General features: G+C 61.9%; 15 protein-coding genes. 12 read left to right on the top strand and 3 right to left on the bottom strand.

Going from position 1 to position 18,333, the window contains the following annotated elements:
• Positions 1 to 240: 240 nt before the first annotated feature.
• Positions 241 to 1,800, top strand: a complete 1,560-nt coding sequence (locus tag AB4Z55_RS21975) for an ArnT family glycosyltransferase (RefSeq protein ID WP_369520532.1) — start codon at positions 241 to 243, stop codon at positions 1,798 to 1,800.
• Positions 1,801 to 1,850: 50 nt separating this feature from the next.
• Here AB4Z55_RS21975 and AB4Z55_RS21970 read toward each other — a convergent pair whose 3' ends face one another.
• A complete protein-coding gene (locus AB4Z55_RS21970; protein ID WP_369521046.1) occupies positions 1,851 to 2,120 on the bottom strand; it encodes a hypothetical protein in 270 nt (89 codons plus the stop codon).
• Between the two features lie 94 nt (positions 2,121 to 2,214).
• A complete protein-coding gene (locus tag AB4Z55_RS21965) occupies positions 2,215 to 2,868 on the bottom strand; it encodes a YdcF family protein (protein WP_248644817.1) in 654 nt (217 codons plus the stop codon).
• Between the two features lie 784 nt (positions 2,869 to 3,652).
• Between AB4Z55_RS21965 and AB4Z55_RS21960 the strand changes: the two genes are divergently transcribed.
• From AB4Z55_RS21960 to AB4Z55_RS21910, 11 genes are all read left to right on the top strand, one after another.
• Positions 3,653 to 5,068 (top strand): sugar transferase, encoded by a 1,416-nt coding sequence (locus tag AB4Z55_RS21960; protein WP_308216953.1) that lies wholly within the window; start codon positions 3,653 to 3,655, stop codon positions 5,066 to 5,068.
• A 46-nt stretch (positions 5,069 to 5,114) separates the two neighbouring features.
• A complete protein-coding gene (locus tag AB4Z55_RS21955) occupies positions 5,115 to 7,103 on the top strand; it encodes a WecB/TagA/CpsF family glycosyltransferase (RefSeq protein WP_369520531.1) in 1,989 nt (662 codons plus the stop codon).
• Positions 7,100 to 8,200: a polysaccharide pyruvyl transferase family protein gene (locus tag AB4Z55_RS21950; RefSeq protein WP_369520530.1), complete on the top strand. Its 1,101-nt coding sequence runs from the start codon at positions 7,100 to 7,102 to the stop codon at positions 8,198 to 8,200. The genes AB4Z55_RS21955 and AB4Z55_RS21950 overlap by 4 nt, the downstream gene beginning before the upstream one ends.
• Positions 8,197 to 9,498, top strand: coding sequence for a hypothetical protein (locus tag AB4Z55_RS21945; RefSeq protein WP_369520529.1), 1,302 nt, complete (start codon positions 8,197 to 8,199; stop codon positions 9,496 to 9,498). The genes AB4Z55_RS21950 and AB4Z55_RS21945 overlap by 4 nt, the downstream gene beginning before the upstream one ends.
• Positions 9,434 to 10,642, top strand: a complete 1,209-nt coding sequence (locus AB4Z55_RS21940; protein ID WP_369520528.1) for a polysaccharide pyruvyl transferase family protein — start codon at positions 9,434 to 9,436, stop codon at positions 10,640 to 10,642. The genes AB4Z55_RS21945 and AB4Z55_RS21940 overlap by 65 nt, the downstream gene beginning before the upstream one ends.
• Positions 10,639 to 12,147 carry a lipopolysaccharide biosynthesis protein gene (locus AB4Z55_RS21935; RefSeq protein ID WP_369520527.1) on the top strand — a complete coding sequence of 503 codons (1,509 nt, stop codon included), beginning with the start codon at positions 10,639 to 10,641 and terminating at the stop codon, positions 12,145 to 12,147. The genes AB4Z55_RS21940 and AB4Z55_RS21935 overlap by 4 nt, the downstream gene beginning before the upstream one ends.
• The gene (locus tag AB4Z55_RS21930) at positions 12,125 to 13,120 is read left to right on the top strand and encodes a nitroreductase family protein (RefSeq protein ID WP_369520526.1); all 996 of its coding nucleotides are present in this window, start codon (positions 12,125 to 12,127) and stop codon (positions 13,118 to 13,120) included. Before AB4Z55_RS21935 ends, AB4Z55_RS21930 begins: the two co-directional genes overlap by 23 nt.
• Before the next feature lie 91 nt (positions 13,121 to 13,211).
• Entirely contained in the window at positions 13,212 to 14,726 is a 1,515-nt protein-coding gene (locus AB4Z55_RS21925; RefSeq protein WP_369520525.1) for a polysaccharide biosynthesis tyrosine autokinase, read from the top strand.
• A gap of 476 nt (positions 14,727 to 15,202) precedes the next feature.
• The gene (locus AB4Z55_RS21920) at positions 15,203 to 15,556 is read left to right on the top strand and encodes an acyltransferase (RefSeq protein WP_369520524.1); all 354 of its coding nucleotides are present in this window, start codon (positions 15,203 to 15,205) and stop codon (positions 15,554 to 15,556) included.
• 174 nt (positions 15,557 to 15,730) lie between these two features.
• The gene (locus tag AB4Z55_RS21915) at positions 15,731 to 16,852 is read left to right on the top strand and encodes an acyltransferase family protein (RefSeq protein ID WP_369520523.1); all 1,122 of its coding nucleotides are present in this window, start codon (positions 15,731 to 15,733) and stop codon (positions 16,850 to 16,852) included.
• A gap of 110 nt (positions 16,853 to 16,962) precedes the next feature.
• The gene (locus tag AB4Z55_RS21910) at positions 16,963 to 18,000 is read left to right on the top strand and encodes a cellulase family glycosylhydrolase (protein ID WP_369520522.1); all 1,038 of its coding nucleotides are present in this window, start codon (positions 16,963 to 16,965) and stop codon (positions 17,998 to 18,000) included.
• Between the two features lie 4 nt (positions 18,001 to 18,004).
• On the opposite strand, the gene AB4Z55_RS21905 is transcribed toward AB4Z55_RS21910, so the two are convergent.
• Positions 18,005 to 18,280 (bottom strand): cyclic-phosphate processing receiver domain-containing protein, encoded by a 276-nt coding sequence (locus tag AB4Z55_RS21905; protein ID WP_369520521.1) that lies wholly within the window; start codon positions 18,278 to 18,280, stop codon positions 18,005 to 18,007.
• Between the last annotated feature and the right edge of the window lie 53 nt (positions 18,281 to 18,333).

Raw genomic sequence — 18,333 nt, 5'->3', positions numbered from 1 at the left:
CGTGAGCGTGCCGCGGAGACGACGACCGGTCCGGGGGCTGTCGCCTCGGGCCGTCGTCGGCTCACCCGGGTTTAGTGGTGGGGGATCTCCCTGTTCACCGGGCTGGCGTTCGCGTACCTCGCGGTCGGCGTCTATCTGTACCTGATCGTCGGGTACATCAACCCGGATGCGAGCAGTCGCGTCGGCAACGCCGGTTTCACGATCTGGAGCCGCGACCCACACCTGGGTGCGATCGGCTTCGTGTGGAATCCGCTGCCCAGTCTGGTCGAGATCCCACTGGTCGAACTGTCGGCGCACTGGCCTCTGAACCTGTGGCCGGAGTTGCGTCGCGTCGGGTTCGCCGGTGCGGTCATGAGTGCGTTGTTCATGGCCGGTGCGGGATGGCAGGTTCGACGCATCGCACTCGATTACGGCGTGGGCCGAGTTCTCCGGTGGATGGCAGTTGCGACGTTCGCTCTCAACCCGATGATCGTCCTGTATGCGGGAATGGGGATGAGTGAGGCCCCGTTCCTGTTCTTCTTGCTGTGGACCTGTCGTCGAATCCTGCTGTGGGTGAATCGGTTCCGCGTCGTCGATCTCGTCGTCGCCGGGGTTGCGCTGGGGCTGGCCTACCTGACCCGATACGAGGCGTTGCCGGTGGCCGCGGGTGTGGCGCTCGGCGTGTTCGTGATGTCGACTCGGCGGCACCGCCCGGAAGGGATGAGAGGGCGCACTGCATGGCGCGCCGGCGCACCGTTCGGTCTGCACGACGCGACGATCGTGGCGTTGCCGACCGTGTTCGCGTTCGTCCTGTGGGCGGGGCTCGGATGGCTGCTCGACGGCAATGCGTTCTCCCAGTTCTCCTCCCAGTACGGCAACGCTGCCCAGGTGGAGGCGGCGGGGATCATCTCCGCCGAGGACGTCGGCGCCGGTCCGCTGGCCGAGGTCATCGCAGGCAATCTGCTTGGCATGCAACCGCTGCTGTTCGCGGTCCTGCCGATCGTCGGCTGGATCGCCGTTCGTCGGCACCGCGTCGACGCCGCCGTGGTGGGGGTGGTCTTCGGTTCGGTCCTGCTGTTCCAGATGTCTGCGGTGATCCTGGGGTCGACCTTCGGCTGGTTCCGCTTCTACATGGCGGCAACACCCCTGGTGGTCATCGCCATCCTCGTCGCCCGCGGCCCCCGCTCCTTGAACCCTTTGCTCCCTGAGGTGCGAGGAGCGCAAGCGACGAGCCTCGAAGGGTCCTCCCTCGCCACCCCCGGCTCCTTGAGCAGCGACCGGAGCTTGCGGAGGTCGCGTGTCGTAAGGACTTCGCTCACCGCATTCATGGCGCTCGTCCTCGTGACATCGCTGCCGGTAACCGCGACGTCGATGCTGACCCCGTCGCTCGGCAAAGAGGAGTACGGCCTGCGGTCGGCATTCTGGCCGGACCGATACCCGTCGTCGGAGTTCTGGTTCTACTGGTTCGGCGACGTGTCACGCAACGTCGCGGGATGGTTCGACGATCAAGCCCTGCCGCCGGGTTCGGTACTCGTCGACACCTTCGGCATCTCCCGGATCTGGCTGTTCTCCGACCGACCGGAGCAGTTCGTGGTCCGCAGCGATTACGACTTCTTCGCCAAGCTCAACGAACCGCGAGCGCAGGGCGTCCAATACATCCTGACCCCGCGGCCCACCGGCCTCGGCCGGCTCGACGCCATCAACGTGCGCTACCCGACGCTGTGGGACGACGGTGCCGAGATCGCCACCCTGGAGATGACGGTCACCAGTCCCAGCGGGACACCGCAGTTCCGTATCTATCGGATCACAGGGTCGGGTTGAGCCTGATCTTCGCTGGTTGAGCTTGTCGAAACCACCCCACCTAGCCATCGTCATGTTCTTTTGCCGCGCTCCCGCGTCCGATAGACCGTGACTGCTGCGATGACGACCGCCAGCACCGACAGGATGTCGGACTCCGTGATCCCGTGCTCGATGCTGAACGACACGAGCACACGCCCCTCGATCGGCTGATTCCACAGCGCCCAGGCAACACCGGTGGCTGCGAGAACCACAGCGGCGGCGTAGCTCGGCCGGGCCAGGCACCACGCACCGGCAACAAAGAGCAGATTCATCAGTACGAGGGCGTGGAACGGGTCTGGCATCAGGACAGTATGGGCAGAACTGTCGTTGCTCGTGGACTTCAGCACGGCGACGTTCGCCACATCTTGCCTGTGTAGAGCCTCCGCAGACCTGAGATCAGTCGCGACAGCCGATCGCTGCAGCCTTGATGAACCCGCCGTATTGATAGGCGAAGGTGCCGAACCATTCTCCGATCGACTTGTCGTACGATCGTGGGACGCTACGCGTCGCGACATGCCCTCGAAAGCACTGTCCGAAGATGTACTCAGCGCGCACCAGGTGATATCGCCAGGTGATGACCATCACCGACGTCCACCCACGGTCGTTGGCGATCTTCTCGACGAACATTGCCTCGCCCTTGGTGGTGGCTGGTTCGGGTTCAAAACAGACAACCCGCAGTTCCGGCGTACTCGAGTTGCACAGGTTTCTCATGTTCGCCCGCCGAACCGGATCACTTCCTCGGTGGTACGGATACGGGTTCGATACCACGAGCGTGTCAGCATAGCCTTCCAACGCCAGCCGGCGACCGTAGTCTTCGCGTCCGTCGTCGTCGCCGCCGAGGACGACGATCGCGTCGACGTGCTGCAATGGGTCCTGGTTGTCTCGGTAAAACGTTGCGTATCCGACGAACCAGAAGGCTGCGGTCAGGAAGCCGACGGTGACCATCACGACGATGGCCAAGCGCTTCCACAGCGACCGAAGGCTATGGGGGCGCGCTGTGGTCGGCGATTTCTGGGCCTGCACACGCGGATTGTTCAAGATCACCGTCACAGTCGGTAGACGACCACCGAGAACGGAAGGTCGAAGACATTATCAGACCCGGGTTAGGGGTAACGGACGAGCATTAGTAAAAGATGGGACGTCCGAGATTTCAAGCCCGAATGGAACCGACCGGCACACTACCTGATTTCCGCAGCGAACCTACATTAACGACATGCTAGACGGATTAAGCTGAACAAATTGTGCCTTCTTCCGTGTAGTGAACACCACGTGAAACGAAAATCGAAGGGGGCGGGTTGGGTTGCGGAGGTTGCCGGATGGTTACGCAGATAGTCGGACCAAGGTCCGAGCACGAACTTGAGATGGCATCAATACCGTTGCGTCGCAGACTATTTGATCTGTTCGATGAGCTTGAAATGCGATGCGTTGCGCCGCTGGCTGCTGCGCAAATTAGCGATCCTAAAAGGAATTGTTAATGATCCTATCTGTTGCTAAGGGGTGGGGGCTGCATTACTGTCGGGACATCCATTGAGGGATGAGACCGCAGAGATCGGGTGTCGCGACGCAATCCCTAATGTTGGGAGATCGCGGATTTGAGACTCCAGATCCTTCGGTAGTGTGTCGCCGTTTCCGCGTTAGCGGAACAGTTCTGAGGTCTGAAAGGACATCCTGCGATGACCAGGAAAGAGGTCGGGGGGCGGGGTAATACTCAGGTGGGAGGACCGGTGTGAGCACCGGTCGTCAATTAGAGGAGAGTGCTGTAGGACCGCTCGCCGGACGAAGTCGGCGACTGTACTCTCTTGCGCGACGCCAAGCGAACGCGCGGACTTGGACGTTGCGCTACGTTCGTCGACTGGCATGTTCAGATGTCGTTATCGTCATCGCCGCCGTGGCGTTCGCGCAGATCCTCAGGTTTGGTCCGGGGAGTCTGACGCCGGCGTCCGGCAGGTTCGGTCTCTCGTCGATTCTCATCCCGGCAGGGCTGATCGCCGCGTGGCTGATCGCACTGCGGGCTGCGGGCACTTACGACCGCCGGATCGTCGGCTCCGGCTCAGAAGAGTACAGCCGTGTGACAACCGCATGTCTGGCAGTATTTGGGATCCTGGCGATAGTCGATCTGCTCTTCAAGCTCGATATCGCCCGCGGGTTCCTGGCGATCGCGTTTCCGCTCGGGACCATCGGTCTACTTGTAACAAGATGGGGTTGGCGACAGCGATTGGGCTGGCAGCGCCAGAAAGGCCGGCATCTCGACCAGCTGTTGGTGGTCGGAACCGAACGTTCTGCTGCGCCGCTGATCGAGCGTCTCGCCGCCGACCCGTCATTGGGTTTCGAAGTGATCGGCGCGTGCCTGCCTCCCTGTGACGGCGGACATCGATCCAGCCTCGCCATCGGCGACCGGGAAATTCCGGTATTCGGAGACTTCGACGATCTCACCCGCGCCGTCTACCGCTCAGGCGCTACGACGATCGCAGTGACGTCTGCGGAGGCCATCGGGCACCGGGCGATGCAAGATCTGTCGTGGGAACTGCAGGATGCTTATGTCGAAATGCTGGTGGCTCCGGGAGTGACAGACGTTGCGGGTCCGCGAATGTTGGTCCGGCCGGTGGCCGGGCTGCCGCTACTCCACATCGACAAACCCCGCTACGAGGGAGCCAACCGTTTTCGGAAATCTCTGCTGGATAAACTCGTCGCAGCTGCCGGGCTGATCGCGGTCGCGCCGATTCTGTTGGCTGTCGCGATAGCGATCAAGCTCGACTCGAAAGGGCCTGTCTTCTACAAGGCGACGAGAGTCGGGGTCAGCAACACACCCTTCCAGATGTGGAAGTTCCGTTCGATGGTGCAGGACGCGGATGCGCTCAAGGACGAGCTCGCCGATCTCAACGAAGGGGCGGGTGTCCTCTTCAAGATGCGAAGTGATCCGCGGGTCACGCGGGTTGGGACTTTCATACGTCGATACAGCCTCGACGAACTACCTCAGCTCTTCAACGTGCTGGGTGGATCGATGAGTCTGGTGGGTCCACGACCTCCGCTTCCAGAAGAGGTTGCCCGGTACGACGGCCGCGTGGCGCGACGAATGTTGGTCAAACCCGGAATCACTGGCCTTTGGCAGGTGTCGGGGAGGTCCGATCTCTCTTGGGAGGAATCGGTCCGGCTGGATCTCTCATACGTCGAGAACTGGTCCATCATGCAGGACTTCATCATCCTCTGGCGAACGGTGAAAGCCGTGTTCGCGAAAGAGGGCGCCTACTGAACCTTCTGTCACCCTTCGCATCCAGCACTGAGTACTGAGGATGGAAATGAACGAATCGAATGCGATTACCTGGGTGGGGGAAAATCTGTTCATCGGTGGGGTACCGGTGGTCATCGGGGGCATCGACGACGTGTTGAGCCGGGTCGAGAGTCTGGTCCGAACGCAGGAAACCAAGCTGGTCGTAACGCCCAACGTCGATCATCTGATCCGGTTGGAGACCTCCGACGAGTCACGCCGGGGATATGCGGACGCCGACCTGGCACTCCTGGATGGGGTGCCGGTCGCCAAGCTGGCTTCTTTCCTCGGTGCACGTCCGGTGACCCGAAACACCGGCGCCGACCTGTTGTTCGATGTATGTCGGAAGGCTGGTGACAACGGCTGGCGAATCGTGATCACCGGCGGAGAGACAAGTGTCGCGAACACCGCGGCAGAAAATTTGAGAGCGCGGACCGGTGCGGACGTCATCGCCGTCCCGTTCCCGTTCGTCTCGTCGGTCGAAGACCCTGCCTGTCGTGAAGTCGTCGAGAAGCTCACCGACCTACGGCCCGATGTCGTGTTTCTCTGTCTCGGTTCTCCGAAGCAAGAGAGCTGGTACGTCCAGTGGAAAGAGGAGCTGCCGGCGGCTGTCTATGTCGGGTCCGGTGCGGCGGTCGATTTCGCGGCCGAGAAGGTAAGTCGCGCTCCGGAACTCATGCAGCGCTTTGCTCTGGAATGGGTCTGGCGACTGGCCCGCGAGCCCAAGCGGCTGTGGCGACGGTATCTGCTGGAAGGCCCCAAGTTCTTGCCGATTGTCGCTCAGGCGATGTGGAAGTCGGAAAGGACGGTCGTGCAACGGGAACTGGCGGACCGGGCGACTCAACCCACCGCGGATGTCGGTCCCATGTCAGACGAGCGTCCCGTCGTCGTCCAAATCGGACCGGAACCATCCGGCGCCGGCGGAATGGCCACGGTGATTCGAGAATACCTCGGTATGGACTCGGGGCCCTTCGAGCAAATTGCCATGCCGACGTGGGGCCACAGACGTGGACTGGCATCACTGGGTCCGGCGGCCCGGGTTTCCGTTCGTCTTCTGCTCAGCAGACGAGACTGGTCGATTGCCCATGTTCATCTCAGTGAGTTCGGGAGCTTCGTCCGTGAGGGGATGATCGTGCTCCTGGTCCGCGCGATGAAGAAGCCCTGCGTCGTCACCCTCCACGGGGCCGAGTTCGAACGCCATGTCGAAGAATATCCGCGACTGACGAAGTTGGTCCTCAGAGCGGCGACCACGGCCATCTGTCTCGGTCGGCGTCACCAGCGACTGGTTGCGCAGATAGACCCTGAAATCGACACCACCGTGGTGCTGAACCCCATCGCCGAATCGCTGATGGCGGAGGTCGACACCGAGGCAGGAACCGAGGACGAGCTTCCCCCGAGGTTCGTGTTCGCCGGCGAGGTCGGCGAGCGCAAAGGCGTGGATCGGCTACTCGAAGCGTGGCCGCTCGTCGAAGAGGCCCTGCCCGAGGCTCAGCTGCTGATCGCCGGCCCGCTGGCAGAAGACAACTCCGATGTCGCCGACCAACTGTTGAGTGGCACCCCGTCGAGCGTGCGCTACGTGGGCTCGCTGGACCGTGATGACGTCACCAGGGAGCTGGCCTCAGCAACCGCGACGGTACTGCCGAGCCGCGCCGAAGTGCTGCCGATGGTGATCCTGGAATCGCTCGCGTGCGGAACGCCCGCTGTTTACACCGACGTCGGTGAATGGGAGACCTTCCGCGGCCTGGATGCCGTGACAGTCGTCAGTCTGGACGACATCGATCGTGATCGGTCGTCGAAGATTCTCGCCGAGGCGATGATCGCCAGTGCGCTCAGTGGCCGGGAACGTGCGGCAGTTCGCCAGGCATGCCGCGACTGGGCGCGTTCGAATGTGTCCACCGCCGTGGTCGCCGACGTGCTTCGTGCCGTCTATGAAGCGCAACCGAAAGATCCGGTGTCGAGGACGTCGCGCGTCGGACGGATCGACACGTCTGCAGCCCAAGAGTTGCGTGAGGCCGGATGATGAAAAAGGTCGCGATTCTCACCCGGCACTGCTATCCCAACTACGGATCCCTGCTACAGGCGATCGCGCTGCAGCACGCGCTCACCTCAGCGGGGGCGGACGTACGAGTCGTGGACTACGTGCCGCCTTCCGACGGACGGTTCGGACTGGCTACCGCGAGTCTGCGGGAGTCTCGTATGCGCGACTCCGCTCTGCGCAGTGCGGCGTATCTGGCGATCCAAGGCCCCAACTTCGCGGTCATGGCAAGTAGGTTTCGCGGGTTCCAAAGAAAGAATCTGCGCCTGACCAATAAGGTGACCGCCGGTGCCGACATACAACAGCTCACCGCCGACTGCGACCGGATCGTTGTCGGCAGTGACCAGGTCTGGAACGTGATCCACGGCGCGATCGACGAGACGTACTTTCTTCGTCCTGTATTCGACGAGCGCAAGAAGTACAGTTACGCAGCGAGTTTCGGCTCCACGGTGTCAACGGACAACGTCGAGACGCGACGCCTGCTCGGAGACTTCCAGGCAGTGTCCGTCCGCGAGACGTCAGCAGTACCGACGCTCACCGAGTTCGATCTCGACGTTCGGCGGGACGTCGACCCGGTCCTTCTCCACGGGCGCGACTTCTGGGCGGAGTTCGCATCACCGGTGACCCCGCGCTCCGCTGGGCCATACGTGCTCGCCTATCAACTGCACAACACGTCGCATTTCGCCGAGCGCGCAGATGAACTCAGCCGTCGCACCGGCTTGCCTATTCGGCGCGTCAACGTGGACTTCAAGCGGTTGAGTCGCGGATCCAGTCGGAACCACTATCTGGTGCCCCCGCAGGACTTCGTCGCGTTGTTCCGGGACGCCGAAGCGGTGATCACCGATTCCTTCCATGGGCTGTCGTTCAGCCTGATGTTCGGTCGTCCGGTCTTCCCGATCCTGCCGGACAAAGGCGCAGCTCGACTGACCGACCTGCTCGGCTCGGTCGGGCTCACCCGGCTTGCGGTCAGTCAGGCGGATGAGCTCCCGGCCTCGGGTGAGTACGACGCCGAGGCAACGCGGATCGCGCTCGACGCCCTTGCGGCCGACTCCTGGGCCTATGTGCGGAAGCTCGCGTCATGACCAGGGTTCTGCCGCAGGCCGGCCCTCCGTCTGACGCCGTGCCCCCTCCGGGTCCCTCGGTAGCCACATCGGTCGCCCCATTCCCCCGGACAGCTGACGGCGGGTGGTTCATCCAGTGGTCGTTGCTGGGCCTGTTCGCGATATACGCGTTCCTACACGTCATCTACACCGCCGGTTTTGCCCCTGCGAACATGTACTACGCATCGTTCGCTGTGTTGCTGGTGGTCTGTGCCACACGCATGGCGTGGGTGGTCGTCATCCGACGACGAAGCCTCAGCGAGGTCCATTTCATCCGATCGTTCGGCGTGCTTGTTGGTGCATCCGCAGTTCTCGTGATCGTCTCGTGGATCAAGGAATACAACGCTCTCGAGTTGCTGACCTGGACCGCCCCAGGTCAGGTCTTCTACATCCTCGCCCCGGGGCTCATCGCGCTCTGCGTCGTGAACACCGCCTCCGTGAAACTGCTCGACCTGTACGTGCTCATCCTGTTGGCGCGGTACGCACTCTACTTTGTACTGGCGTTCTCCAGCGACCTGAGTCTCAGCAGTGTGACGATGATCAGTTGGTCGTCGTCGAGTTCCCCGTTCGAATCGTCCTTCGCACACGACTTGTTGATCATCGAGGCCTACTTCGTCTTCCGGAATCGGAGGGTACTGGCGCTGGTCAGCGCCGGTATGACCATGCTGTCGCTCAAGCGCGCCTCGTTCCTCCTCGCACCTGCCCTGCTCGTCGGCTCGCGATGGTTGCGCTCGGAGCGGCCGGCGTCGCGTCGCTATCTCTACGCGCTGGCAATCCTCGGGGTGGCGAGCCCGTTCGTCGTGATGTACGCGTACTCGCCCGGCTTCGTCGGATATCTGTACGAGCGGTTCGGAATCGATGTGAACGCGATCACCACTGGTCGACTCCAGATCTATCAGGTCGTCACGGGAATCCTCCCCGAAACAACAGGGTTCGGATCGTTGAATCAGATGCTGACAATGTTTGTGGACAGCCAGTTCGGAACTTCTTGGAATTCGTTGTTGCACAACGACACCCTGCGGGTCTATCTCGAGGTCGGCATCATCGGATTCGCCGCGTACATGTGCGCGCTGGTCTATCTCGGTCGGAGTTCGCGAATCGCGAGCGTCCTCATCACCTATACCGTCTTCGTACTGATCACCTCCCGGCTGATCACCCATACCTCCTACTGGGTGGTTCTCTTCCTGGTGCTCGCGCTCGTCGAGCGATGGATCCATGAACGCAAGGTCGCAGACAAGCAGGAAGGGAGCGACGTCGGTCGTGAACTCCAACCGCGGTAAGCCCCGTGTCGGCATCGTCACTCTGACCCAGTCGGAGAATTACGGGACCGTCCTCCAGGCTTACGCTACTCACAAACTGCTCACCGAATGCGCGCCCGACATCGACTTCGAGTTGGTGCCAACGGATGTGGGCGCTGTGCGACGTCGACGACTGATGTCCATCGCCAACCCGACCAACCCGAGTTTCGGCATGACTCGGACGATGAACTTCGCGTCCATGCGCCGTTTCATTCGGCCCGTCCTACCGCGGGGCAGGTCTCGGTGGATCAACATCGAGGATCGAGCGTCGGCCACCGAGTTCCTGTCCAATCGCTACGACGGCTACATCACCGGTTCGGACGAGGTGTGGAACCTGGCGCACATCGGCATCGACAGCATCTACTACCTTCCGAGCGAACTTCCCGGGGCCAAAGCAAGTTTCGCCACCTCCGCCAATCGGTTGGACCCCAGCTCGCTGCAGGACTCTGATCGGAGCAGGCTGAAAGATTCGCTCGACGGTTACTCGTACATCACCGTCCGCGACGGCACCACGCGTCGGCTCGTGAACGAGCTGACGTCGCGGTCGGTGGCGGAAATCATCGACCCCACCCTTCAGTGCCAGTCGCTGACACCGGCCGGCGAACCGGTGACGCCCTCGAAGCGGCTGAACTCCCGGCCGCGAATCCTCTTGATGATCAGGAATCGCAGTCTCGGACGCCAGATCACGCAGCGCTTCGCCCATCGCGCCGAGATGTACTCATGCTTCATCCGGCAAGACGACTCACGGTTCATCCGAATGACTCCGCAGCAGTTTTCGAACGCCTTCGCTGAGTTCGATTGCGTGGTGACCGACTTCTTCCACGGAACGTGCATGAGCATCCGTTCGGGTGCCCGGTTCGTGTCCTTCGATACCGAGGCAACCTATGGGCGCTACGAGAGCAAGATCAAGAACGTCCTCGCAAAGCTCGAGTGCCAAGAACGGTATGTCGATCTCACGACTGTCAGCCCTGACCGTGTCGAGGCGATGATGAGCACCGTCGAGCAGTTGGCCTTCGGTGGTCCAGGAGACACCGACGAGAAGATCGCCGCCAATCTGGAACGCGAACGTGCGCACGCGACCCTCATCACCAAAGAGATGGTGGAAGCACTTCGGGGCGGTTTATGAGCACAGACGTTCGTCCCGCGGTGGCGAGGAACTCGACGATCTACATCGCTGCCTCGCTGCTGCAGAAGCTGTCCGCCGCGATCCTGCTGCCTGTCTATACCCGCCTGCTCACTCCGGATGAGTACGGCTACTTCAGCATGCTTGTCACGGCGATGCTGTTGATGTCGACCGTCGCGACACTCGGACTCGACTTCGGCGTGATGAAGTACTGCCACCTCAGCGCAGCCGAGCGCAACGACGCCGCCGCCCTCCGTCGGCGACGGGTGGCGCTGTCAGCGGTGGTGAGCGTGCTCTTTGCAAGCGGTGGACTCTTGGCCCTCGTCCTCCTTCTCGCCGCGCCCCTCTACGGGGCGGCGGTCTTCCCAGGCCTCGACTTCTACCCCGCGGTCGCACTGGCTGTTGTCGCCGTGGTGTTCCAGCCCATCACCCTGGTCTATCTGTCGTTCCTGCAGACATCCGAGGCACCGAACCGATTTGTCGTCTGCTCGGTCGGCTACTTCCTCTTGAATGCGGCGTTCACGATCGCCTTCGTCGGCCCCGCCCAGATGAGCGTCACCGGAACCACTTTGGCGCTTCTTTGCGCGAACGGCGTGACCGCACTGCTGTGCATTGTCGACGCCATGCGGACCGGCGCATTGTGGGCGAAATTCCGCGTCGCGGACGTGCGTGAGATCCTGGCCTACTCGCTGCCGATGGTTCCGCATTCGGTCTCACTGCAGGCCACGGCGTTCGCCACTCGACTGATCATCTTGCGGGTTCTCGACGCTGCTGCCGTCGGTTTGTTCAACATAGCGATGTACGTGGTCAACGTGATCGACGCCGTGCAGACTGCTATGCACCGTGCGTTCATGCCGTACTACTTCAGCGAGGCCAAACGTGCCGCGCCCGGTTGGCGGTCCCGAATGCGCGATCTGATCGCAGGTTTCGTTGCGGTGAACATGGTCATCGCCGGCGCGGCGGCGATCTTCAGTCCAGAGCTGCTGGCGATACTCACGCCCGCGCCTTTTCACGATGCAGCCACGATCATTCCCGTTCTTGCGCTGTCGATGATGGTCAAGTCTGTCTACTACCCGTCGTTGACCGAGCTCCTGTTCCTCGAACGGGGCACCAGACCCGCGATGGTCGTCTCGACCAGTTCGAGCGTCTTGTCGCTCGCCGCTGCAATCCCGCTGTGCTACTGGTGGGGATTAATGGGCGTCGCCGTGGCGCAGCTGATCCAGCGGCTCGCGATGAGCGGGCTGGCATGCCGGTTGGCCATGCGAGCGGAGGGAGTCGGAATCCCATGGGTTCGGGTGCTTCGTCTACAGGCCATCGGGTTCGTGAGTATCGGGTTCGCTCTGCTGTTGCAGGTCCCGACGGTCACCGAATCGTTGGGTGCAATGTGGACGCTGACGCTCAAGACAGCGTTCTTCATCATCTTTTCGCTCTGTGTGGTGACGAGCGAACCGTCGATGTTCAAACTCATTCGAGAGAAGGTGACCAATGAATCTGAAAGCGCGCCTTAAGAAACTGCAGGGTCTTCGCCGGACCGTGAAGAGGGCCAAGGTCTATAAGGAGTACTTCGCCGATGCGACGTTCATGAGTCGCCATCTGCTCGATGGCGGTCCCGATCCTGAGCACGAGCAATACCGGATCATGATCCTCTCGCATTCGTTGGAGAAGGGGCTGTCGTATCGCAACGCGCGAGTCTTCGGTCGTAGCAAGGCCGAAGACCTGATGGCTCGCCTGGAGAAATCATCCGACAACACTCGGCTCTCGTCGGCGTATTCCATCGGGGTGGAGGTACTGCGGTCTTGGACCGACTTCATCAAGGCCCGCGAAGTCGACGACGTACAGGCTGCCGCGATCCGCGGCCGGCTTGACGCTCTCTTCGAGACGACGATAACCAGGGACTGCGGGTTCCGTGCGGGCGTTGCGACAGCAACCCATCTCGACGCCGGGTCGTGGGAGGAATTGCCGTTCGAAGATTTCGTGCGCGGACGGCATTCGACCCGACGATTCGCGGACCTGCCGGTGTCCGACGATGACCTTCAGTTGTGCATCGAACTGGCGATGCGTTCGCCATCGGCATGTAACCGACAGATGGTCGGGCTACGCGTCTTCGATGATCCGGATTCGAAGGAACTGCTCTACAAAACGCTCCACGGAACGGGTGGCGTCGATTTCGATACTTGTCGGCTTGCCGTGGTCACCTTCGATGCGCGAAGCCTGGACTTCTACGGGGAACGCAATCAGGGCTATCTCAATGCCGGGCTTTTCGCGATGACTCTCGTATATGCGCTGCAGTGGAAGGGAATCGGATCATGTCTCCTTCAGTTCGGCAACACATTTGCCGAGGAGCGGACCTTGTCCGAAGGGCTTGCGTTGCAGCCCGGCGAGCGCATCGCGGTTGGTATCGCCTTTGGTGTTCCCGAGCCTGACGGTGTGGTCCCCGCCAGTGTCCGACGCGATGTCTCGGAGGTGTTCAGCGTTCGATGAGCGTCAGAATGTGGGCCGGGACGGCCCTTTGTCCGCAAGCAGCCAGGCCCAAGCAGGTGGCCGATTCAACGTTTTCACAAGGAGCGAAACAATGACTGCGGTATTCCAAGGGTCGACCCCGATTCAACCACCAGGAGTTGCAGCCGGAACGGCACAGAAACGCCTGCGCAGGATTCGAGCAGTTGTGCTGCGGCGGTGGTGGATCGTCGTCACTTGCATCCTGATCGGCGCACTCGCAGGCTTTGGTGTCAGTCTGATGACCACACCGACATACGAGTCAAAGGCTGTGCTGTATGCGACCTCGGCCACCGACACCAACGCCCAAAGTGCGTATCAGGGTTCGCTGGCTTCGCAGCAACGCATGGTCTCCTACGCGGAGCTGGCGCAATCGGACGTGATCCTAGGCCGCGCCATCGCGGATTCGGGATTGCCGTTGTCGATCTCTGAGGCGCGCGCGCAGACGTCGGTGACCAGCAAGCCGGGCACGGTGCTGCTCAATATCGTTGCCGTTGATGAGAACAGCGACGAAGCGGCGAATTTGGCCAACGCGGTGGCCAATTCGATGGTCGGATATGTGGCGTCGCTCGAACGGCCGATAGACGGGGGTCGGCCCGTGGCCGCGCTGACAGTCATCACGCCGGCCTCCGCGAGCGCTGATGTCGTTTCCCCAAATACGCTGTTCAACATCGTGCTGGGCGCGTTCGGCGGCTTGATCGTCGCTGCAGCCCTGATGCTCGGTTTCTACCGACTGGACACCCGGATCCGCACCGAAGAGGACCTCTCGACGAGCGGGTTGGGTCCAGTTCTTGCGACCATCCCAAGTTCTGACGAATTGAACTCCGATCGCACTGCTGATTTCGCAGGCGGTGCATCGCCCACGGCAGAGTCGTACCGTCGCCTGCGGACAAATTTGAAGTTCGTGTCGGTCAAGTCGACATGTCCCCGGATTCTCGTGACGAGTCCGACACCGGGCGACGGAAAGACCACGACAGCAGTGAATCTCAGCCTCGCCCTGGCCGAGCTCGGCAAGAAGGTTGTGCTTGTCGGGGCCGATCTGCGGAAACCCGGTCTGGGAAGTCGCGTTCGCGTCGATGGCGCGGTGGGCCTGACCGACTTCCTCAGAGGCGACGCGGAAATCCAGGACGTGGTGCAGGCGAGCGGTCATCGAAACCTCGACATCGTCGCATCCGGTCCGATTCCGCCGAACGCGGGTGAGTTGCTGGCCTCTGAACGTGCTGGCGAGGGCTTTGACGTGCTGGCGTCGTTGTACGACCTCGTGATAGTCGACACGCCGCCGGTACTCCCGGTGGCAGACGCAGTCGCGGTGGGACAGTGGATGGACGGTGTCCTGCTGGTTGCTCGCTCGGGCAGCACGACCCGTCCTCAGCTCGACCAGGTGACCGCACAGCTCCAGTTGGCCCAGTTGAAGGTTCTCGGTTGCGTACTCAATGGCGCGGCGGGGCGTGACGCGGAGTACAGCTACGCCTACTACGGCACGGATGTTCCCGAGAAGGCCGGCGCGAGTTCGGACCACAAGGTGAGTCTGGATACCGTGGCGCCCTCACGTTCGGCGGCGTCGAGAATGGCGGAGTCGTCGCGCTTGTGACGCTTGAGACGGGCCGGGCGCCGCGAGCGGGCGCCCGGTTCTCGGTGCCGTTGAGTTTGTCCGGTCGACCGTTCGGTTGAGTCGTCGGGATCGATTATCAGACAGGGCGCGGTCGCTTGACGCTTGCCGACGCTGCCACTTACTTCTTCGTCGAACATCAGCACGTGCAGATACGGGAACTTCACAGCCCGAGCGCTCGGGTAAGAGGCCGGCAGCCGTGTTTCTCTGGCACCCGTCGTCATCGCCGTGCGTGAAACGAGAATTCGTCCGATCGGCGGACGCCCTAGGATTCGAAGAATTTGGGCGCGATCGAAGATGATGTCCGGATGGGAGGAACCAGACGCAGCTCAGCCGGGGGGCGAAGCAGCAGGGTAGCGAGCAAACTCTCGGAACGTCCGTTTGTGCCGCGCAAGGTGCGTTGGCGGGTGCTCCGAGCGGCCGGTGTGAGCATCAAGCGGAGCTCGATCGGCGACCGTGTGGTGATCGACGGCCGAGATGTCTTCGTCAGCGAGGGCGTCGACCTCGGCGCCGACGTATTCATCGACGCGACCGCCCCGGTCTATCTCGGGGCCGGGGTGCGGGTGGGCCCCGGCGCGAGGATCCTTACGTCTGTCGATCGTGCCGGCGACGCCGTGGTTACAACTGGAGACGATCCGGCCAAGCCGGTGCTGATCGGCGCCGGTGCCCAGATCGGCGCACGCGCGGTCATTCTTCCGGGTGTGACTATAGGCGAGAGGACAGTCATCCGTGATGACTCGGAAGTCCGTGAGAACTGCAGGCCTGACGCGACCTACGGGGGCATTCCGGCGCGGCGCTTGGACGACCTCTGACCTCGGCAGCATCGGGCGCCCGGCGTCGTCGAAGCCCAAAGAATCTCGCAGTTTCTGCGAGATTGCTGATGTTCGCTCCGGAATTCTTGTATTGGTTAATCACATGTGACTGAAATCGCGTTGAGAAATTACTCTCGATTCGCGACGTCGTGAGGCCCGTGTAACACTTCCCGCATGATTTATCCTCCCGGCGAATCGGGAGCGAAATCCAAGTCTCGTCCTGAGAAGGACCTTTCAGTCCAGTCGCTTCGTGGGCTCGCTATCATCCTCATGGTCGCCGGCCACGTCATCGGAAGTGACTTCAGTCGCGGAATGACGGTCGCCGACGATTCGTGGTGGAGGTACTCGTATCTGTTGCTCGAGGATCTCCGGATGCCGCTGTTCACGGTCATATCCGGCTTCGTCTATGCAATGCGCCCCGTGCAGCCGGGGGCGTTGCAGGAGTTCTGCAAAGCAAAGGGCCGGCGGCTCTTGGTTCCGCTGGTCACGGTGGGGATTCTCCTCTTTGCGATGCAAATCGTAGTCCCGGGTACGAACTCGAAACCCGCGCTGTCTGAGGCGTGGTGGATAGTGGTATACGGGCACGACCACCTGTGGTTCCTGCTGGCGGTGTTCATCATTTTCGCGGTGGTCGCGTTGATGGATACCTATGGATTGACATCCACTCGTCGTGGATGGGCGATCGCATTAGCGATCTCAGCCTTGATATTCATTATCGTTCGGTTTCCGAGTGCTTGGAATCTCTTCAGCATCAACGGTGCGATTCGTTTGATGCCGTTCTTCCTCATTGGTTACGGAATGCAGCGCTACAAATTTATGGACCTACGGGGGTGGTGGGCAGTAGCGGCGGGTCTCGCTCTCGTGGCGCTGTTCGTCCCCCGCGCAGCAGTCATTTTCAACGTAGTCGACCCGGTCCCGCCGCTGCAGCGAACAATCAGCTTCGCGGTGGGCGTGGCGGGTGTTGTACTCCTCTACTCGGCGCGCCACCTGATCCGGTTCCGTTTCTTGGCGTGGCTCGGCGGCTTTTCCTTCGGTATCTACCTACTCCATGTGTTCGGGTCATCAGCCTCACGCATGGCCTTGGGCAAGGTTGGCGTCGAGAGCGAGATCGCCGTGTTTGTGATCTGCCTGGTGCTCGCGCTCGGCCTGCCGATTGTGTTCATCAAGGTGTTCGGTCGATGGAATCCTGTGCGGGTGGGCATACTCGGCGAGAAGCGGGTCTCGAAGGCGAGCACCTCCGCTGAGCGCACGCGGTCAGGCCTCGACGCGGGGGTTGCGAAACAAGTGCGACGCTGACCGGAGGCTGAGTTACGTCCCGTACCTGGTAACCGGCCCGAATCCGGCAATAAGCCCAGCGTAATGTGGTTCGATCGAATTCGAATCTACGACAGGGGCAGGAGGCACACATGCGTCGACTCCTGGTGGCGATGTGTATCGGCGCCGTGCTTGCACTTCTGGTCGTCACCGTGCCGCAGTCTGCGAACTCCGCACCCCGCGTGCGCGTGGGAGTCGCCTCGATCTCGACCCAGTACGCCGGCGCTGACTTCGCCGGGGAAGCGGAACAGATCAGAGCGACCGGCGCGACGGCCATTCGGATTCCAGCGAAATGGAACTTGCTGCAACCCTCCAACTCGAGTTCGTTCACCTGGACACGCCTGGATTCCGCGGTGAGTGCCGCTCGTTCCAAAGGCCTGTCCATCCTGATGAACCTCGAGGGCCCGGCGCCGGTCTGGGCGCAGAAGCCGGGTGCGAACCCGCTCCTCAACGGAAACGCTCCGGCCGACCCGGCCACTTTCCGTGAGTTCGCACGCCAGGTCGCACTTAGGTACTCGTCGCGAGTGGCAGCCTGGGAGGTATGGAACGAACCGAATCTTGCGCACTATCTGATCCCGCCCACGGCCAATGAGTACGTCCCACTGCTTAAGGCGGCGTTCGGTGGAATCCGGGCGGGAGGTGGCAATCAACCTGTCATCACAGGCGGGCTGTCAAGTCTTCGAACCGAGACTCGAGACGTCACCTTCATCTCGGACATGTACGCACTCGGCGCGAAGCCGTACTTCAATGGGATCGGCGTCCATCCGTATACGCTGCCGTACCCGATCACCGCGGACCCGCGCGCCGGAGACGGAGGCGGCGCGGCGGTGCTGCCCGAGGGGCGCGCGATCATGGTGGCGAATGGGGACTCCACCAAGTCCATCTGGGTGACCGAGTTCGGGCAACCGACCGGGAACACGCCTGCCTCGACAACCGAAGCCGTCCAATCCAGCATCATCACTGACGCGGTCAACCGCGCGAACGGACTGTCGTGGATCGCGGCGCTATTCCTCTTCACATCCCGTGACCTGTCCGCGAACAAGGCGGATGACAACTCGAACTTCGGTCTGTACCGCTTCGACGGCTCGCCCAAGCCGGTCGTCGGTGCGCTGCAGGGTGTCCTGAACTGAGGGTCTACCAGCGCGTCTGGTAGCGATCGATCATCCCGGTCAGCCACTCGACGCCCACCGGGTTGGCGCTGTGAACGCGAACCTCGCGGGGCCACTGCTCGTGCTCGCACATCCACAGCACCACCGCCCGCGTGGTGTCGTCACCGCCCAGATCGTGATCGAGTGACATCATATCGACCTCCTCGACTCGGGCGTCGAGGAGGTCGATTGCTTCAGCACTTGTCTTGGCCCACTCCCAGCCTTCTGGCGGGATGCGGAGATCGTCGACCCACAACTTCATGACCGACGATCATGCCGGGCGGGCGCGGGTGGGGCATCTCTTTTAACGCCAGC

Source organism: Gordonia sp. ABKF26, from assembly GCF_041103195.1.
In the GTDB taxonomy this organism is placed as follows: Bacteria; Actinomycetota; Actinomycetes; order Mycobacteriales; family Mycobacteriaceae; genus Gordonia; species Gordonia terrae.
Note: the sequence above shows the minus strand (reverse complement) of the source record. Positions and strands in the feature narration are given on the sequence as shown.